This is a genomic window from Streptomyces sp. HUAS MG56 (assembly GCF_058673395.1).
In genome coordinates this window covers 6,665,504-6,681,813 of the sequence record NZ_CM178722.1, presented here as the reverse complement: position 1 = coordinate 6,681,813, position 16,310 = coordinate 6,665,504, and the positions used below count along the sequence as shown (strand labels likewise).

Here is a 16,310-nt window from a genome sequence, read left to right as displayed (position 1 = left end):
ATACGGTTCCCCCCATGCCGGACTACCTCGATGACCTGCGCCTCGCCCACGTTCTCGCGGACGCCGCAGACGCCATCACCATGGACCGTTTCAAGGCTCTCGATCTGAAGGTGGAGACGAAGCCGGACATGACGCCGGTGAGCGAGGCGGACAAGGCGGCGGAGGAGCTCATCCGCGGCCAGCTGCAACGCGCCCGCCCGCGGGACGCGGTCCTCGGCGAGGAGTACGGGATCGAGGGCAGCGGGCCCCGCCGCTGGGTGATCGACCCGATCGACGGCACCAAGAACTACGTCCGCGGCGTCCCCGTCTGGGCCACCCTCATCTCCCTGATGGAGGCGGGCGAGGGCGGCTACCAGCCCGTCGTCGGCGTCGTCTCCGCCCCCGCCCTCAGCCGCCGCTGGTGGGCCGCGAAGGACCACGGCGCCTTCACCGGCCGCAACCTCACCGCGGCCTCCCGCATCCACGTCTCCGGCGTCGGCAAGCTCGCGGACGCCTCCTTCGCGTACTCCTCCCTGTCCGGCTGGGAGGAACAGCGCCGCCTCGGCGGCTTCCTGGACCTCACCCGCCAGGTGTGGCGCACGCGCGCGTACGGCGATTTCTGGCCCTACATGATGGTCGCCGAGGGCGCCGTCGACATGTGCGCCGAGCCCGAGCTGTCCCTGTGGGACATGGCCGCCACCGCGATCGTCGTCACCGAGGCCGGCGGCATGTTCACGGGCCTCGACGGCCGCCCTGGGCCGCACAGCGGCGACGCGGCCGCGTCCAACGGCCTGCTCCACGACGAGCTGCTGCGGTACCTCAACCCGCGCGGCTGACAGCGAGGGAGAGCGCGCACGCCCTCAACTGACGTCGCGCACCCCCTTGTTGACCGTCCCTTTACCTGTCACTCTGGCTCCACCCTCATTTGTGAACTTGTGAATCTCTTCTCGTGAGATTCCTAGGAGGTGGACCATCCATGCTCGTCCGCGATGCCATGAGCACGGTGATCCTCACCGTCGGCCCCGCCCACACCCTTCGCCAGGCGGCCACCCTGATGTCCGCCCGCCGCACCGGCGCCGCCGTGGTCCTCGACCCGGACTCCGGCGGCATCGGCGTCCTGACCGAACGTGACATCCTCAACTCCGTCGGCCTCGGCCAGAACCCGGACACGGAACGCGCCCACGCCCACACCACCACCGACGTCGTCTTCGCCGCCCCCACCTGGTCACTCCAGGAAGCCGCCCACACCATGACCCGCGGCGGCTTCCGGCACCTGATCGTCCTCGACCGGGGCGAGGTGGCCGGGATCGTCTCCGTCCGCGACATCATCCGCTGCTGGCTCCCGGCCCGCGCGCCCGCACCGGCACTCTGAGCACGCGCGACGGGGGGCACGCGAAACGGGCCGGACCCCGAGCACCGTGGGGTCCGGCCCGCCTGGGGGCTTGTGCGCGCCTCAGCCGCGCAGCGCGCGCACCGCCGCCTCCAGCCGCTTGCCGAAGTCGGCGTCGGCCTGTGCGAAGTTGCCGATCGCCCGCTCGGCGATGTCCTCGCGCGAGACCGGCGCGATCGCGGCCGCGAGGTTCGCCACCAGGCGCTCCTTCTCCTCCTGCGACATCAGCCGGTACAGGTCGCCCGCCTGCACGAAGTCGTCGTCCTCGGCGTGCGCCGGGGTCGGGTGGCCGCCGGTGGGGCCGTCGGCGGAGGTGGGCTCCCACAGCGCACGGCCGGTCTGCCGCGGCCCGCCGAAGCTGTTCGGCTCGTAGTTCTTCGCGCCGCCGTGCCGGCCGTCGTAGAGGAAGCCGTCCCGGGAGTTGGTGCGCGCCTCGGTGGCGTGCGGGCGGTTCACCGGCAGGTGGTCGGCGTTGATGCCGACGCGGTAGCGGTGCGCGTCGCCGTACGCGAACAGGCGGCCCTGGAGCATCTTGTCGGGCGAGGGGCCGATGCCCGGCACGAAGTGCGCGGGGCTGAAGATCGACTGCTCGACCTCGGCGAAGACGTTCCGCGGGTTGCGGTTCAGCTCCAGCCGGCCGATCTCGATGACCGGGTAGTCCGCGTGCGGCCACACCTTGGTCAGGTCGAACGGGTTGAAGCGGTACGTCGCCGCGTCCGCCGCCGGCATGATCTGCACGCCCACGGTCCAGCTCGGGAACTCCCCGCGCTCGATCGCCTCGCGCAGATCGCGCTGGTGGGAGTCGGGGTCCGTGCCCGCGAGCACCGCGGCCTCACCGGCGGTGAGGTTCCTGATCCCCTGGTCGGTCTTGAAGTGGTACTTGACCCAGAAGACCTCGCCCGCCTCGTTGCTCCACTGGTAGGTGTGCGAGCCGAAGCCGTCCATGTGCCGGTACGACGCCGGGATGCCGCGGTCGCCGAAGAGCCAGGTCACCTGGTGGGTCGCCTCGGGGCTCAGCCCCCAGAAGTCCCAGACGTTGTCGGCCTCCTGGCTGCCCGTGTACGGGTCGCGCTTCTGTGTGTGGATGAAGTCCGGGAACTTGATCGCGTCCCGGATGAAGAACACTGGGGTGTTGTTGCCGACGAGGTCGTAGTTGCCCTCCTCGGTGTAGAACTTCAGCGCGAAGCCGCGCGGGTCGCGGACGGCGTCCGCCGCGCCGAGGTTTCCGGCCACGGTCGAGAAACGCAGGAAGGTCTCGGTCTCCTTGCCGACCTCGGAGAGGAAGGCGGCCCGCGTGTAGGGCGTGACGTCCGCCGTGACCGTGAAGGTGCCGTACGCACCCGCACCGCGCGCGTGCACGACGCGCTCGGGGATGCGCTCCCGGTTGAAGTGGGCGAGCTTCTCCAGCAGGAGCTGGTCCTGGACCAGGACCGGCCCGCCGACGCCGGCCGTCTCGCTGTTCTGGTTGTCGGCGACCGGGGCACCGGCCTCCGTGGTGAGCGGTCCCTGCGTCACGTGCGCCTCCTGCGTCATTCCTGACCAGTCCTGTCCTGTGGCCAAAGTCGTTCTCGATCCTACATTGGACTAGATCTAAGTCAAACAGCGTTCCAATCTCACACCTATTCCCGTCCTGGTCCGCCTTCCTGTTAGGCTGATAGCCATGAGCGACCTTCTGGAACGGCTGCGTGGACGCGGATGGCGGATGACCGCGCAGCGACGCGTGGTGGCCGAGGTCCTGGACGGTGAGCACGTCCACCTGACGGCCGACGAGGTCCATGCGCGCGCTGTCGCGAAGCTGCCGGAGATCTCCCGGGCGACCGTCTACAACACCCTGGGCGAGCTGGTCTCCCTCGGCGAGGTGCTGGAAGTCGCGACGGACAAGCGCGCGAAGCGGTACGACCCGAACGCGCACCGCCCGCACCACCACCTGGTCTGCGCCCGCTGCGGCGCGATCCGCGACGTCCACCCGACGGGCAACCCGCTCGCCGACCTCCCCGACACGGAGCGCTTCGGCTTCACGGTGTCGGACGTCGAGGTGACGTACCGAGGGCTGTGCCCGGACTGCGCGGGCGCGTGACCGAGGGGGCGACCGAGGGGGCGTAAGCCCCCTCTTTTTTTTCGCTTCCGAACGTGCCTGCCGCAAACGCACCTGGGGCCGGAATCCGTTTCTGGATTCCGGCCCCAGGCCTTCAGTAGCGGGGACAGGATTTGAACCTGCGACCTCTGGGTTATGAGCCCAGCGAGCTACCGAGCTGCTCCACCCCGCGTCGGTGAACACGACATTACGTGAGGGAGGTCCGGGGAAGCAAATCCGTTTCCCCGGACGTGGCCCAGGCCACGTGTTCACGCCGAGAGCTCTTCGCGCAGCGCGTCCCGCAGCCGCCCCGCCCGCTCCGCCACCTCGGCCGGCCCCAGCGCCACCGCGCGGTCCGCCCAGCGCTGCCCCTCCGCCAGCTCGCCCCGACGCGCGTAGACGAGGGCCAGCCGGAGTGCCGCCCGGCCGTGCCCGGCGTCGGCGGCACGGGTCCACCACACCGCCGCCTCCGGCTCGCTGCCCTCCCGGGCCAGCAGCAGCCCCAGGTTGAAGGCGCCGTTGCGCGAGCCGGCCTCCGCCGCCTCCCGGTACCACCGCGCCGCCTCGACGACGTCACCCCGCGCGGCGGCCAGCATGCCGACCCGCACCTGGGCGCGCCGGTGCCCCTGCGTGGCCGCGCGCTCGTACCACTCCTCGCACTCGGTCTTCTCGTGCACGATCTCGCCCAGCTCGTGCGCCGGCTCCGGCGGCCGGCGCGCGTCGAGCAGCGTGGCCAGCCGGTACGCCGCCTCGGCGCTGCCGCCGCCCGCCGCGCACCGCAGATGCCGCTCGGCCTCCTGCTCGTCGCCCTCGCGCAGCCGGGCGATCCCGACCTGGAGCGCGGCCTCGGTGTGCCCGGCGGCGGCCGCCCGCTCGTACCAGCGCAGCGCCATCTCCGCGTCCGGTCCGGTGCCGCGCCCGGCGTAGAGGATGCCGAGGTTGAACGCGGCGTCCACGCTGCCCGCCTCGGCGGCCTTGGAGAACCACGGCTCGGCGCCGGTGGTGTCGCTGCCCTGGAGCAGCAGGATGGCGAGCGCGTTCGCCGCCTCCCGGTGCCCGGCGTAGGCGGCCCGCCGGTACCACTGCTCGGCCTGCGCGGTGCGCCCCTGCTCGGCGCAGAGCAGCCCGAGGTTGTACGCGCCGTTGTCGTCGCCCGCGTCGAGCGCCGCCCGGTACCAGCGCTCGGCGGTCTGCGTCTCGCCCCGCTCGGCGTGCAGCGCGCCGAGCGCGTTGGCCGCGTTCCCGTCGCCGTCCTGGGCGGCGCGCAGCCACCACACGGCCGCGCTCTCGGTGTCCCCGGCGTCGCGCAGCAGGAAGCCCAGCGCGCAGGCGGCGCGGGCCTCGCCGTCCTTGGCCGAGGTCAGGTACCAGCGCCCGGCCTCCTTCAGCTCGCCCCGCTTCTCCAGGATCGCCCCGAGGTGCAGCGCGGCCCGGCGGTGACCGCGCGCGGCGGCCTGCCGGTACCACTGCTCGGCCTCCGTGACAGCGTTGTCGGGCCCGGCCCCCTCCTCCGGGCCCGAGGTGCGGTCGAGGGCGCGGGCCAGCCGGTACGCCGCCTCGCGGTGCCCGCGCTCGGCGGCGGCGCGCATCCAGTGCTCCGCGCCGACGTCCCCGCGGTGCTCCAGCAGGTCGGCGAGCGCGTAGGCGCCGAGGGCGTGGCCCTGCTCGGCGGACTGGCGCAGCCAGTACTCGGCGGCGGGCTCGTCGCCGCGCTCGCGGTGGTAGCGGCCGAGCGCGTGCGCGGCGGCTGCGGAGCCGGCCACGGCGGCGATGCGCCACCAGCCGGCGGCGTCCTCGGGGTAGCCGCGCTGATGCAGCAGAACGCCGAGGTTGTTGGCGGCGGCGCGGTCGCCGGCCGCGGTGGCGGCCCGCAGCCGGGGTTCGGCTCCGTCGAGGTCGCCGCGGCGCAGCAGGATGGCGCCGAGGACGCTCGCGGCCTCGGCGTCACCGCTCTGCGCGGCGAGGCCGAGGCGTACCTCCTCGGCGGCGTCCCCCATGTCGGTCACGTCGTCGCGGGTCGGCTCCTCACCGGGAGGCTGCACAAATCGCCCTGACTCGAACAGAGTTGCCTTGTCCCCCATAACGTCCATCGTCGCACCACCATCAACCCGGGTACACCCGGTATACCGCAGCCCGTGAGGTCACTTCAGCGTTTTGTCGACATGCCCACAGGACGACAAGTCAAACACACACCCCTCAACTCACCACGGCGGCGCGGCCGTACCTCCTGCACGTACGTGAGTTCGCACACCACGAAGGCCCGGATCCCTTGGGATCCGGGCCTTCGATGCAGTAGCGGGGACAGGATTTGAACCTGCGACCTCTGGGTTATGAGCCCAGCGAGCTACCGAGCTGCTCCACCCCGCGCCGTTGCTCGTCAACTGTACCACGGCGCGGGACGGTGTTGATCAAGTCCCCTTCTTGCTTCCCGCCTTGGCCTGCGCGTCCTCGGCCCGCTTCAGCGCGGCCTTCAGGTCCTTCTGGGCCTTGTCGTACGCGGTCCAGTCCGGGCCGCCCGACTGCTGGAGTGCCTGCTGGCCCGCGTCGAACGCCTTCTGGGCGTCGTCCAGGGCCTGTTGGACGGTCGGATTCTTGGACGCGGGCGGGTTGGCGGTACCGGTGTCCGGTGGTGTGGTGGTCGAGCCCTGCACCCCGAACACCTTGTTGAGCGCCTGGTCGAGGGTGTTCTCGAACGCGGTGTTGCCGTTGTAGCTGACCAGCACCTTGCCCATCAGGGGGTACTTCAGCTTGCTGCCGCCCAGGATGTAGACCGGTTCCGCGTACAGCAGCCCGCCGTCGAGCGGCACGGTGAGCAGGTTGCCGTACTCGACCTTGGAATGCCCGCGGGTGAGCAGGCTGATCGTCTCCGCGATGTCCGAGCGGGAGTTGAACAGGCTCTGCACCTGTTTGGGGCCGTCGGCCGTCGTGCTGGTCGGCAGTTTCAGGATTCTGATCTTGCCGTAGTCGTCGGTGCCCGGATCGGAGTCGACGGCCATGAACGCGCTGAGGTTGTCGCGTCCGTTGGGCGTGAACGTCGTCGTCAGCGAGAACGACTGCTTGCCCTGGTCCGGCATCTTCATGCTCAGGTAGTACGGCGGCACCGCGCTGCCCGAGTCGTTGGTCGGGTCGTCGGGCACCTGCCAGACCTCGCTGCCGGTGAGGAACGTCTGGGCGTCCGTCACGTGGTAGCGGGTGAGCAGCTCGCGCTGGACCTTGAACAGGTCCTGCGGATAGCGCAGATGGGCCATCAGGTCCCCGGAGATGGCCTGCTTCGGCTGCACCGTGCCGGGGAAGGCCTTCATCCAGGTCTTCAGCACCGGGTCCTGGGTGTCCCACTGGTAGAGCTTGACCTCGCCGGTGTACGCGTCGACGGTCGCCTTGACCGAGTTGCGGATGTAGTTGACCTGGTTCTGCTGGGCCACCACCGCGCGGTTGTTGTTGGTGGCGGTCAGCGAGTCGGCCGTCGTGTCGCCGAGGGTCGTACGGGAGGAGTACGGGTAGCCGTTCGACGTCGTGTAGGCGTCGACGATCCACTGGATGCGGTGGTTGACGACCGCCGGGTAGGCGTCGCCGTCGATGGTCAGCCACGGGGCGACCGCCTCGACCCGGTCCTTGGGCGTGCGGTTGTACAGGATGCGCGAGCCCTTGCCGATGGCGCCCGAGTAGAGGATCTGCGGGTCGTTGAACGCCACCGCGTACGCGGCCCGGTTGAGCGGGTTGTCGAGGTTGACCCCGCTCTTGCCGGTGTAGCTGGTGGTCTTCTCGTCGCCGTTGTCCGCCGAGTAGTCGACCTCCTTCTGCGGTCCGCCGACGATGGAGTACGTGGTGGTCTTCTCGCCGTAGTAGACGCGCTGCTCGTACGTCCCCAGGTCGCCCCTGGACGGCAGGTCGGACTCGGTGAAGACCGGCTGGCCCTGGTCGTCGGCCTCGGTGCCCTTGGCGGCGACCACGCCGTAGCCGTGCGTGTAGCGGAAGTGGTCGTTGATCCAGTTGTTCTTCGGGATGCCGTCCAGGTTCAGCTCGCGCAGGCCGATGACCGTGTCCTGCTCCTTGCCGTCCTTGTCCTTGTACCGGTCGACGTCCAGGTTGGTCGGGAAGGCGTAGTAGTTCTTCATCTGCTGCGCCTGCTGGAACGTCGGCGAGACGATGTTCGGGTCCATGATGCGGATGCTCGCCGCGGCATCGGCGTCGCTGCGCAGCCTGGTCTTGTCCGGGGCGTCGGACTTGCCGTCGTACTCGGTGACCTTGGTGTCGTCGATGCCGTACGCCTCGCGGGTCGCCTTGAGGTTCTTCTGGACGTACGGGGCTTCCTTGGCCTGCTCGTTGGGCTGGACCTGGAACTTCTGCACGATCGCGGGGTACAGCCCGCCGATCAGGATCGCCGACAGCACCATCAGGCCGAAGCCGATGACCGGGAGCTGCCAGGTGCGCCGCCACAGGGTGGCGAAGAACAGCAGCGCGCAGATGACCGCGATGCAGAACAGGATGGTCTTGGCCGGCAGATAGGCGTTGGCGTCGACGTAGCGCAGTCCGGTCCAGTTGCCCGTGGCCTTGAAGTCGCTGGACTTGACGGCCAGGCCGTACCGGTCGAGCCAGTAGGCGACCGCCTTGAGGGCGACGAAGAGGCCGAGAAGCACCGACAGATGGCCGGTCGCGGCGGCGGTGGCACGGGCGCCCGGGCTGGTCAGGCGCAGCCCGCCGTACAGGTAGTGCGTGAGCGCGGCCGCGATCAGGCTCAGAACGGCGGCGGCGAAGCCGAAGCCCAGCAGGAAGCGGTACCAGGGCAGGTCGAAGGCGTAGAAGGAGACGTCGAGGTGGAACTGCGGGTCCTTCTGGTGGAAGGGCACGCCGTTCACCCACATCAGCCACAGCCGCCACTGGCCGGCCGCGGAGGCGCCCGCGATCAGCCCGACGAGCGCGGTGACGGCGAGCAGCAGCCACTTCTTGTACGGCGCGATGCCCATGCGGTAGCGGTCGAGGCTCTGCTGCTCCATGGACATGGCGCTCAGCGGGGGCCGCAGCCGGTGCGCGATCCAGATGTTGACCCCGACGGCGACCGCCATCAGCAGACCGAAGACGAAGAACAGCCCGATCTTGGTCCACAGCGTGGTCGTGAACACCGACGAGTAGTGCACCGACCGGTACCAGAGCCAGTCAGTCCAGAAGCCCGCGAACATGGTGAACGCCATGCCGAGGACGGCCAGGACGCCCAGTGTCATGAGCAGGGTCCGTGCCCCCCGGGACGGGCGGCCCGCTCTGATCCGTGGCCCCGACGGGCCTCCGCCGCGGTCCGGCATCTGGAAAGCCAAGGTGCGCACCTCGAAGTCGCTGTCGATCCGTCAGTCAGGCCCTCGTGATCGCGGACCCGCCGTGGCCCCCCGTGATCGCGGACCCACACCTATGCAACTTACTCAGCGTTTGCTCGGTTCCCGATTCCGGCCATGAACGAGGCAGGATTGTGACCATGTCCAACACTCCCATGGCAGCGAGCCCGCTCACCCGGGCCGTACTCGAGATCGACGAGTACGTCTCCGGCCTCGGCTGGGACCAGCCCGCTCGCCTCTTCGCCCTTGTCGACACCGCACGGCTGCGGACTCAGGAACCCTCGCTCGCGGCCCAGCTGGGCCTCGACGCGGACGAGTCCGAGACCACCGGTCTCACCCCGATCGAGCAGGACGAGCTTCCGTCCGGCAAGCCACTCGACGACTTCCTCGGCACCATCGCCTGGCCCGACGCGGTCGCCGGCTGCGCGCTGACGGTGGAGCGCCTGATGCTGCCGCCGTCCGCCGAGGCGCAGGTCCCGCAGAACCTGAGCGAGGCCAAGCTGGCCAAGTGGGTGGCGCAGCACCCCGAGCGCCAGGAGGTCCGGATGACGGTCGCGGTGCTGCGCGACGGCACCCGCGACTCGGCCGTCCGGCTGCGCGAGAAGGACTCCCCGACGGAGGTGCTCACCGGCCCGGACCTGGTGCCCGGCCTGGCGGAGGCGCTGAGGGCCACGTTCGAGGACTGATCTCTTCCCGGTACGGCGACGGGGCGATGGGGGCGCTCCCGCCGCACGGGGCGCCCCCAGCCGTGTCACGTCCCGGTCAGCCCTTGGCGGTGCACGTGGGCAGTGCGCCGGTGTTGCCGCTGCGGATGTCCTTGAGCGCGCCGAGCGCGTCGCCGATGGTCTTCACCTTGACCAGGGTGAGCCCGCCCGGGGTGTCCTTGGCGGCGGCCGCGCAGTTGTCGGCGGGCGTCAGGAAGTACTGGGCGCCCTTGTCGCGGGCGCCGATGGTCTTCATCTCGATGCCGCCGATCGGGCCGACCGTGCCGTTGTCGTCGATCGTCCCGGTGCCGGCGACGAACTTGCCGCCCGTGAGGTCGCCCGGGGTGAGCTTGTCGTAGATCCCGAGGGCGAACATCAGACCGGCGCTGGGGCCGCCGACGTCGGCGAGCTTGATGTCGATGGTGAACGGGAAGGTGTGGTCGGTCCCGGCGGAGATGCCGACGACGGCCCGCTTCGGCCCGCTGTCGTCGGACGCCTTCGTGGTGAGGGTGACGTCCTGGGTCGCGGTCGCCGTCCTGTGCGCCTTCTCCGCGGCGGCCTGCTCCTTGGCGGGGACGACGGTGAAGACGACGTTCTGCCCGGCCTTGTGCCTGGTGACGAGCTTGGCGACGTCGGACGGCTGCTTGACGGCCGTGCCGTCGACGGCCTTGATCACGTCTCCGGCGTGCAGCCTGCCCTCGGCCGGGGAGTCCTTGAGGACGGTGGCGACGATCACCCAGGACTTCACCGGGATGCCCAGCTCCTTCAGGGCGGCGACCTTGGCGCTCTCCTGGGACTGGCTGAACTCCTCGGCGTTCTGCTGCGAGGACTGCTCCTCCGTGGTGCCGGCCGGGTAGAGCGTGTCGTGCGGGACGATCTTGGTGTCGGGGTCGAGCCAGCCGTAGACGGCCTCCACCAGGTTCATCCGGAAGTCCGCGCTGGTGACCCGGACCGTGGTCATGTTCAGGTGGCCGCCGGCCTGGTACGTCTTGTGCCCGGTGATCTGCAGCACCGGCTCGCCGTCGTGGTTCCCCAGCGTGTTCACGGTCGGGCCGGGAGACATCTCCGCGTACGGCACGGGGATGAGCACTCCCGCGCACAGGAGCGCGATCAGCATCAGGGTGGAGGCGAGCATCGTCGCGGTGCGGCGTGGCATGGCACGACAGTACGTGACGCCTCTGTCAGCGGCCCGTCAGGGCCACCCCCGTCAGGCCCCGCCCGCGCCCGGGTGGGACTTCTCCATGGCCGCGCGGAACCGTGCGTATCCGTCCAGCTCGGGCCCGTCACCGCGCACCTTGCGGGTCCGATTGGCCCAGCTGCCCCAGAGGCCGCCACCGATCGCGGCCAGAAGCGGAATCAGCAGCCAGACAAGCGCCCCCATGCCGACCTCCCAACGCGATGTGCGTCCGCAACTGACTGATCAGCAGATTAACCATCCGCACGGACAACGCTCACGCCAGGGGGGCGGTTACGCAACCGGAGGGACAGAAGTGCTCCAGGTGACGGACAACGGCGGGGAGCGACGGCGCTACGCGCCGACCCATTCGTCCGTGCCGTCCGAGAACGTCTGGTGCTTCCAGATCGGCACCTCGTGCTTGAGGTCGTCGATCAGCTTGCGGCAGGCCTCGAAGGCCTCCGCGCGGTGCGGACAGGAGACGCCGACGACCACGGCGAGATCCCCGACGCGCAGGTCCCCGACCCTGTGCACGGCGGCCAGCGCCCGCACCGGATACCCGGCGACGACCTTCTCGGCGATCCGCCGCATCTCGGCCTCGGCACTGGGGTGGCACGAGTACCCGAGCGCGTCCACGTCGGCGCCCCCGTCGTGGTTGCGCACGGTGCCCACGAACAGCACGAGACCGCCGGCCGCGTCGTCCCCGACGGCCCGGAACACCTCGTCCACGGAGAGCGCGGTCTCCCGGACGCCGATCAGCTTGATGGGGTCCTGCGCCGTCCGCTCACCGGGATGCTCGTTCGTGTGTGCCATGCACCCCATGGTGCCGCACGCCTGTGACAACGAGGAATACGAGATTCACCAGGCACACGCGTGCATGCCTTTGGATTCTTCTACAGGCCTGGATTCTTCTGCAGGCCCGCCCTAGACCCGCCGCCTGGCCTTGCGGGCCCGCCGTACGACGGCGGCGGCGCCCAGCAGCGCGACCGTGGCCCCCGCGGCACCCGCGGCCGTGGCGTCCTTGCGGCCGAGCCGGCGCCCGGCCACGGTGTGCCGCCCGGCGGCCTCCTCCAGCAGCTCCGCGAGGACGTCCTCGTTGGTCCACTGCGGCCGCCACCCGGCGTCGTGCAGCCGGCTGCCGCTGACCACCCACGGGTACATCGTGTACGCGAGATCCCCGGCCGGGGACGGCGTGAGCCCGATCCGGTGCAGCCGGGCCGCGGCGCCGAGCGCGACCGCCGACGGCAGCTCCATCCGCCGGATCCCGCTCAGCTCCTCGACCTCCTCCTGCTCCAGCCATCCGTCGCAGCCGACGGCCAGCTCCCCGTCGACCTTCTCCAGGACGGCGTACTCCAGCGCGCTGCACAGGTCCTCGACGTGGCAGAACTGCCACGCGGGCCGCGATCCGGCGACGACGAGCAGCCGCGGCGACTCGAAGTACCGGGTCAGTGCCGTGTCCGTGCCCCCGACCAGCACGGCGGGCCGTACGACGGTGACGTTGAGCCCCGGGTGCGCGCGGGGCGCGCGCCGGGCCAGCCGCTCGATCTCCAGCAGGTCGCCGACCCCGGTGGCCTCGGCGGTCGCGCGCAGCTCCGCGTCCTCCGACAGGGGCAGCTCGTTGTCCGGCAGGGCGCCGTAGACCATGGCCGAGGTGCACAGCACCACCCGGTGCACGCCGGCGGCCGCCGCGGCCGTGAGGACGGTCTGTGTCCCCCGGACGTTGTAAGCCGTGCGCGCCGCCGGATCGGTCTCCAGGTCGAGGTCGAGCGCGAGGTGGACGACGACGTCGGCGCCGCGCAGCTTGTCGGCGATGGCGGGATCGCGGACGTCGAGGATGTGCCACTCGGCGCCGGCGCACTCCCCGCGCCGCTCGTCGATGGCGACGACCTGTTTGATCTCCCGGGAGGCGGCCAGCCGCTCGGTGAGCAGGGCGCCGACCCCGCCGGCGGCACCGGTGACCGCGACGACGGGCCCGCGCACGGCGGCGGCCGCGGACCGGGTTGACGGGTTTCGCGCTGCGCGAACCTGCGGATCTGGGGAACTCACCGGGCGTCTCCAGCGGTTGTCTTCAGTACGAGCGCGAGTGACGCGTACGTACCAGGTGTATCCATCCTGCCGCAGGCCTTCCGTGGGCGAAGCACCGAGGCCCGATCGGGTCCGGGTGTCTACGCTGGGTGGTGTTGTCGGGCAGCCGCGCCACCGGAGACAGACCGGTGGCCTTACCAGCCGAGGAATCCCGTGAGTGACACCCCATTCGGTTTCGGCCTTCCGCCGGAGGAGCCGGAAGACGGCGACGAGGGCAAGAAGAAGGACCAGCAGAGCGGTGGTGGGCAGGGACCGGCCAACCCGTTCGGCTTCGGCGGCCTGCCCGGAGCCGGAGGCTTGGGCGGCCCGGGCGCCGACAATCCGCTCGCAGCGATGTTCGGTTCCCTGAACCCCACCGACCTGGGCGCCGCGTTCCAGCAGCTGGGCCAGATGCTTTCCTACGAGGGCGGCCCGGTGAACTGGGACATGGCCAAGCAGATCGCCCGCCAGACGGTCGCCCAGGGCACCCCGGACGGCACCAAGGACGCCAGCGTCGGCGCGGCCGAGCGCAAGGCCGTCGAGGAGGCCGTCCGCCTGGCCGACCTGTGGCTGGACGACGCGACGTCCCTGCCGTCGGGCTCCGCCGCGGCGGTGGCCTGGTCCCGCGCGGAGTGGGTCGAGGCGACGCTGCCCGCGTGGCAGGAGCTGGTCGACCCGGTCGCCGAGCGGGTCGGCGCGGCGATGGGCGACGTCCTGCCGGAGGAGATGCAGGCCATGGCGGGCCCGCTGATCGGCATGATGCGCTCGATGGGCGGCGCCATGTTCGGCACGCAGATCGGGCAGGCCGTCGGCGTGCTCGCGGGCGAGGTCGTCGGCTCCACCGACATCGGCCTGCCGCTCGGCCCGGCCGGCAAGGCCGCGCTGCTCCCGGCCAACGTGGAGGCCTTCGGCAAGGACCTCGGCGTGCCGCAGGAGGAGGTGCGGCTCTACCTGGCCCTGCGCGAGGCGGCCCACCAGCGCCTGTTCGCGCACGTGCCGTGGCTGCGCTCGCACCTGTTCGGCGCGGTCGACGGCTACGCGCGCGGGATCAAGGTCGACACGGCCAAGCTGGAGGACGTGGTCGGCCAGTTCGACCCGCAGAACCCCGAGCAGCTGCAGGACGCCCTCCAGCAGGGCATGTTCCAGCCGGAGGACACGCCCGAGCAGAAGGCCGCCCTGGCCCGTCTGGAGACGGCTCTGGCGCTCGTCGAGGGCTGGGTGGACGCGGTGGTCCACGCGGCCGCGAAGCCGCGTCTGTCGTCCGCCGACGCCCTGCGCGAGACCCTGCGCCGGCGCCGCGCGACCGGTGGCCCGGCGGAGCAGACGTTCGCCACGCTGATCGGCCTGGAGCTGCGCCCGCGCCGGCTGCGCGACGCCTCCCGCCTGTGGGCCTCGCTCACGGACGCGCGCGGGGTCGACGGCCGCGACGGCCTGTGGGCCCACCCGGACATGCTGCCGACGGCGAGCGACCTGGACGACCCGGACGGCTTCGTGCACCGCGAGCAGCTGGACTTCTCCGAGCTGGACAAGATGCTCGGCGAGGCGGCCGACAAGCCGGACCTGCACAAGAAGGACGACGACACCGAGTGACCCTGTACGACGACGCGGTCCTCGTGCTGAAGGCGTACGAGGGCCAGGAAGGCCTGCGCCAGACCTATCTGGACCATCTGGCGGCCCACCCTGACGGCATGTGGAAGTCCTGCGCGGCCGGGCACATCACGGCGAGCGCGCTGGTGATCGACCCCGAGCGCGGCCGGGTGCTGCTCACACTCCACAAGAAGCTGCGGATGTGGCTCCAGATGGGCGGCCACTGCGAGCCGGAGGACACCTCGCTGCGGGCGGCGGCGCTGCGTGAGGCGACCGAGGAGTCCGGTATCGCCGGGCTGACACTGCTGCCTGGCGGCCCGGTCCGCCTGGACCGCCACCACACGCCCTGTGCCTGGCACCTGGACGTCCAGTACGCCGCCGTAGCGCCGGACGGGGCCGTGGAGGCGATCAGCGACGAGTCGCTGGACCTGCGCTGGTTCGCGTACGACGAAGTGGCCGACGTGGCGGACGAGTCGGTCGGGCGACTGGTGGAGGCGACCCGCGCCAGGCTCTGACCGTGTAAGGGGTGACTGCCCTCGCAGTCACCCCTTACCGGCAGCTAGCTCCAGACGTTGCCCTGGTTCTGCCCGCGCGCGCCCTGCTGGCCCATGCCGAACTGGGCGGCGATACCGGCGCCGATCACCGCGTTCTGCGGCGGCAGCAGCTCGCTGGGCTGGACGAGTGCGAAACCGGAGCCCATGAAGCTCAGCTCCCAGCCCTCGCCCGTGCTGCCGCGCCGGCGCCAGACCCCGGACGAGTGCGTCTGGGCCTGCATCTGCACGCGCAGCCCGGCGGACCAGGCGACGATCGCGTCCGCGTCGCAGTTGACGTACCGGTCGGGCGTGACCTGCATCAGCAGCGGCGAGCCCGAGGTCATCAGGGCGACCTTGCCGTGCCCGGTGATGTTCAGCTGGTACTTCCCGGAGCCTGAGATGCCGTAGAGGCTGTCGACGGCGACGACCTCGTAGTGCAGCGAGGAGTCCATGGCGAGGACGTAGGAGCTGTCGACGGTCAGCCCGTCCTGCTCGATGTCCATGATGTGCACGTGCTGCGCGAGGTTGGCGAGGTAGACCGTGCCCTGTCCGTGACAGCGCATCAGGTCCAGGCCCTCGCCGGTGTACGCACGCGCGCGTGCCTGGTTGTTGCTCTGGTACTCGGCGTCGAACTCCATCAGCCCCTGATAGGCGACCATCGTGCCCTTGCGGGCGAGGATGTCGTCGTGGCCCTCCAGGGTGACGCGGAGCAGTTGCGCGTTCTGGCGGCTCCAGCGCTCCTGGGTCTGGACGTCGTTGTGCGCGAAAAGCGGGCTCTGCATGACGTTCTGGCTCCCCCTCAGCCCCGGATCCGGAGGCGGTCGGTACTGTCCTCGCTGGGCTGGACGACGACGATGCCCTGGCCGGAGAAGGCCATCTGGTAGGCCTCGCCGCTGCCCCGGCCGATCAGCGACTGCGCCTTGAAGCTGCGCTTGCCCTTCACCTTCAGGTTCGGCGACCAGGCCACGAGCGCGTCGGGGTCGACGTACGTCTCGTCCTCGCCGCCGCCGCAGTCGACGACGATGGGCGTGCCCCGGGAGGTCAGCGCGACCCAGCCCTGCCCGGAGATCTTCGTGTTCCACAGCCCCTGGCCGGCGAACTTGGCCAGCCCCTTGACCCGTTCCACACCCCAGCTCAGGTGGGCGTCGAAGGCGAGGAGATTGGTGGCGTTGACGGAGATGCCGTCGCCATTGAGGTTGATGACGACGACGTTCGCGCCGTAGTCGGCGAGGTAGAGCAGTCCGTCGCCGGTGCACTTCATCAGGGGCGCGCCCTCGCCGGTGATCCAGTCGCGGGCGATCTGGCGGACGGCCGGCGGGTTCGGCTCGTACTGGACGAAGCCTTCGTAGGCGACCATCGACCCCACGCGCGCGAGGAGGTCGTTTCCGGTCTGCATGGCGACCTTCAGCATGTGATGGCCGTGGTTCTCCATGCGGGCGGTGACGGGTGCGGGGGCGTAGCCCGCGAGCGGCTGGTTCATG

At 70.8% G+C, this 16,310-nt stretch carries 15 protein-coding genes and 2 tRNA genes; 6 read left to right on the top strand and 11 right to left on the bottom strand.

The window, feature by feature from the left end:
• Positions 1–14 precede the first annotated feature (14 nt).
• Entirely contained in the window at positions 15–815 is an 801-nt protein-coding gene (gene hisN / locus AC4OXY_RS31610) for a histidinol-phosphatase (protein WP_356028977.1), read from the top strand.
• A 140-nt stretch (positions 816–955) separates the two neighbouring features.
• Positions 956–1,351 carry a CBS domain-containing protein gene (locus tag AC4OXY_RS31605; protein WP_491991466.1) on the top strand — a complete coding sequence of 132 codons (396 nt, stop codon included), beginning with the start codon at positions 956–958 and terminating at the stop codon, positions 1,349–1,351.
• Between the two features lie 81 nt (positions 1,352–1,432).
• Here the strand turns inward: AC4OXY_RS31605 and AC4OXY_RS31600 are convergent, their stop codons facing one another.
• Complete coding sequence (locus AC4OXY_RS31600) at positions 1,433–2,884, bottom strand: catalase (RefSeq protein WP_491991465.1); 1,452 nt, start codon at positions 2,882–2,884, stop codon at positions 1,433–1,435.
• Positions 2,885–3,029: 145 nt separating this feature from the next.
• On the opposite strand from AC4OXY_RS31600, the gene AC4OXY_RS31595 reads away from it, so the two are divergent.
• On the top strand, positions 3,030–3,446 hold the full coding sequence (locus tag AC4OXY_RS31595) for a Fur family transcriptional regulator (RefSeq protein WP_031224898.1): 417 nt from the start codon (positions 3,030–3,032) through the stop codon (positions 3,444–3,446).
• A gap of 116 nt (positions 3,447–3,562) precedes the next feature.
• Here AC4OXY_RS31595 and AC4OXY_RS31590 read toward each other — a convergent pair.
• From AC4OXY_RS31590 to AC4OXY_RS31575, 4 genes are all read right to left on the bottom strand, one after another.
• A tRNA-Met gene (locus AC4OXY_RS31590) sits at positions 3,563–3,636 on the bottom strand.
• Between the two features lie 76 nt (positions 3,637–3,712).
• Positions 3,713–5,533, bottom strand: coding sequence for a tetratricopeptide repeat protein (locus tag AC4OXY_RS31585; RefSeq protein WP_356028983.1), 1,821 nt, complete (start codon positions 5,531–5,533; stop codon positions 3,713–3,715).
• Between the two features lie 203 nt (positions 5,534–5,736).
• Positions 5,737–5,810 (bottom strand) — tRNA-Met (locus tag AC4OXY_RS31580).
• A gap of 41 nt (positions 5,811–5,851) precedes the next feature.
• A complete protein-coding gene (locus tag AC4OXY_RS31575) occupies positions 5,852–8,740 on the bottom strand; it encodes a UPF0182 family membrane protein (RefSeq protein WP_356029125.1) in 2,889 nt (962 codons plus the stop codon).
• A gap of 167 nt (positions 8,741–8,907) precedes the next feature.
• Between AC4OXY_RS31575 and AC4OXY_RS31570 the strand changes: the two genes are divergently transcribed.
• Complete coding sequence (locus tag AC4OXY_RS31570) at positions 8,908–9,453, top strand: PPA1309 family protein (protein WP_356028985.1); 546 nt, start codon at positions 8,908–8,910, stop codon at positions 9,451–9,453.
• A 76-nt stretch (positions 9,454–9,529) separates the two neighbouring features.
• On the opposite strand, the gene AC4OXY_RS31565 is transcribed toward AC4OXY_RS31570, so the two are convergent.
• The 4 genes from AC4OXY_RS31565 to AC4OXY_RS31550 form a co-directional block, all read right to left on the bottom strand.
• On the bottom strand, positions 9,530–10,627 hold the full coding sequence (locus AC4OXY_RS31565; protein ID WP_376288851.1) for a YlbL family protein: 1,098 nt from the start codon (positions 10,625–10,627) through the stop codon (positions 9,530–9,532).
• 51 nt (positions 10,628–10,678) lie between these two features.
• On the bottom strand, positions 10,679–10,852 hold the full coding sequence (locus AC4OXY_RS31560; RefSeq protein WP_177235520.1) for a hypothetical protein: 174 nt from the start codon (positions 10,850–10,852) through the stop codon (positions 10,679–10,681).
• A 147-nt stretch (positions 10,853–10,999) separates the two neighbouring features.
• A complete protein-coding gene (locus AC4OXY_RS31555; RefSeq protein ID WP_356028989.1) occupies positions 11,000–11,458 on the bottom strand; it encodes a molybdenum cofactor biosynthesis protein MoaE in 459 nt (152 codons plus the stop codon).
• A gap of 111 nt (positions 11,459–11,569) precedes the next feature.
• Positions 11,570–12,691 carry an SDR family oxidoreductase gene (locus AC4OXY_RS31550; RefSeq protein WP_356028991.1) on the bottom strand — a complete coding sequence of 374 codons (1,122 nt, stop codon included), beginning with the start codon at positions 12,689–12,691 and terminating at the stop codon, positions 11,570–11,572.
• A 192-nt stretch (positions 12,692–12,883) separates the two neighbouring features.
• Between AC4OXY_RS31550 and AC4OXY_RS31545 the strand changes: the two genes are divergently transcribed.
• Both AC4OXY_RS31545 and AC4OXY_RS31540 read left to right on the top strand, forming a co-directional pair.
• Positions 12,884–14,299 carry a zinc-dependent metalloprotease gene (locus tag AC4OXY_RS31545; RefSeq protein WP_356028993.1) on the top strand — a complete coding sequence of 472 codons (1,416 nt, stop codon included), beginning with the start codon at positions 12,884–12,886 and terminating at the stop codon, positions 14,297–14,299.
• A complete protein-coding gene (locus AC4OXY_RS31540) occupies positions 14,296–14,811 on the top strand; it encodes an NUDIX hydrolase (protein WP_376288849.1) in 516 nt (171 codons plus the stop codon). Before AC4OXY_RS31545 ends, AC4OXY_RS31540 begins: the two co-directional genes overlap by 4 nt.
• 44 nt (positions 14,812–14,855) lie before the next feature.
• Here the strand turns inward: AC4OXY_RS31540 and AC4OXY_RS31535 are convergent, their stop codons facing one another.
• Both AC4OXY_RS31535 and AC4OXY_RS31530 read right to left on the bottom strand, forming a co-directional pair.
• Positions 14,856–15,611, bottom strand: a complete 756-nt coding sequence (locus tag AC4OXY_RS31535) for an AIM24 family protein (protein WP_356028997.1) — start codon at positions 15,609–15,611, stop codon at positions 14,856–14,858.
• A gap of 17 nt (positions 15,612–15,628) precedes the next feature.
• A complete protein-coding gene (locus AC4OXY_RS31530) occupies positions 15,629–16,309 on the bottom strand; it encodes an AIM24 family protein (RefSeq protein ID WP_356028999.1) in 681 nt (226 codons plus the stop codon).
• Between the last annotated feature and the right edge of the window lies 1 nt (position 16,310).

What these genes read in the sequence shown, in the direction of transcription:
- AC4OXY_RS31570 (WP_356028985.1), top strand. Translation starts at nt 8,908, where the DNA reads ATGTCCAACACTCCCATGGCAGCGAGCCCGCTCACCCGGGCCGTACTC.
- AC4OXY_RS31560 (WP_177235520.1), bottom strand. Translation starts at nt 10,852, where the DNA reads ATGGGGGCGCTTGTCTGGCTGCTGATTCCGCTTCTGGCCGCGATCGGT.
- AC4OXY_RS31595 (WP_031224898.1), top strand. Translation starts at nt 3,030, where the DNA reads ATGAGCGACCTTCTGGAACGGCTGCGTGGACGCGGATGGCGGATGACC.
- hisN (WP_356028977.1), top strand. Translation starts at nt 15, where the DNA reads ATGCCGGACTACCTCGATGACCTGCGCCTCGCCCACGTTCTCGCGGAC.
- AC4OXY_RS31565 (WP_376288851.1), bottom strand. Translation starts at nt 10,627, where the DNA reads ATGCCACGCCGCACCGCGACGATGCTCGCCTCCACCCTGATGCTGATC.
- AC4OXY_RS31605 (WP_491991466.1), top strand. Translation starts at nt 956, where the DNA reads ATGCTCGTCCGCGATGCCATGAGCACGGTGATCCTCACCGTCGGCCCC.
- AC4OXY_RS31555 (WP_356028989.1), bottom strand. Translation starts at nt 11,458, where the DNA reads ATGGCACACACGAACGAGCATCCCGGTGAGCGGACGGCGCAGGACCCC.
- AC4OXY_RS31535 (WP_356028997.1), bottom strand. Translation starts at nt 15,611, where the DNA reads ATGCAGAGCCCGCTTTTCGCGCACAACGACGTCCAGACCCAGGAGCGC.
- AC4OXY_RS31585 (WP_356028983.1), bottom strand. Translation starts at nt 5,533, where the DNA reads ATGGACGTTATGGGGGACAAGGCAACTCTGTTCGAGTCAGGGCGATTT.
- AC4OXY_RS31575 (WP_356029125.1), bottom strand. Translation starts at nt 8,740, where the DNA reads ATGCCGGACCGCGGCGGAGGCCCGTCGGGGCCACGGATCAGAGCGGGC.
- AC4OXY_RS31530 (WP_356028999.1), bottom strand. Translation starts at nt 16,309, where the DNA reads ATGAACCAGCCGCTCGCGGGCTACGCCCCCGCACCCGTCACCGCCCGC.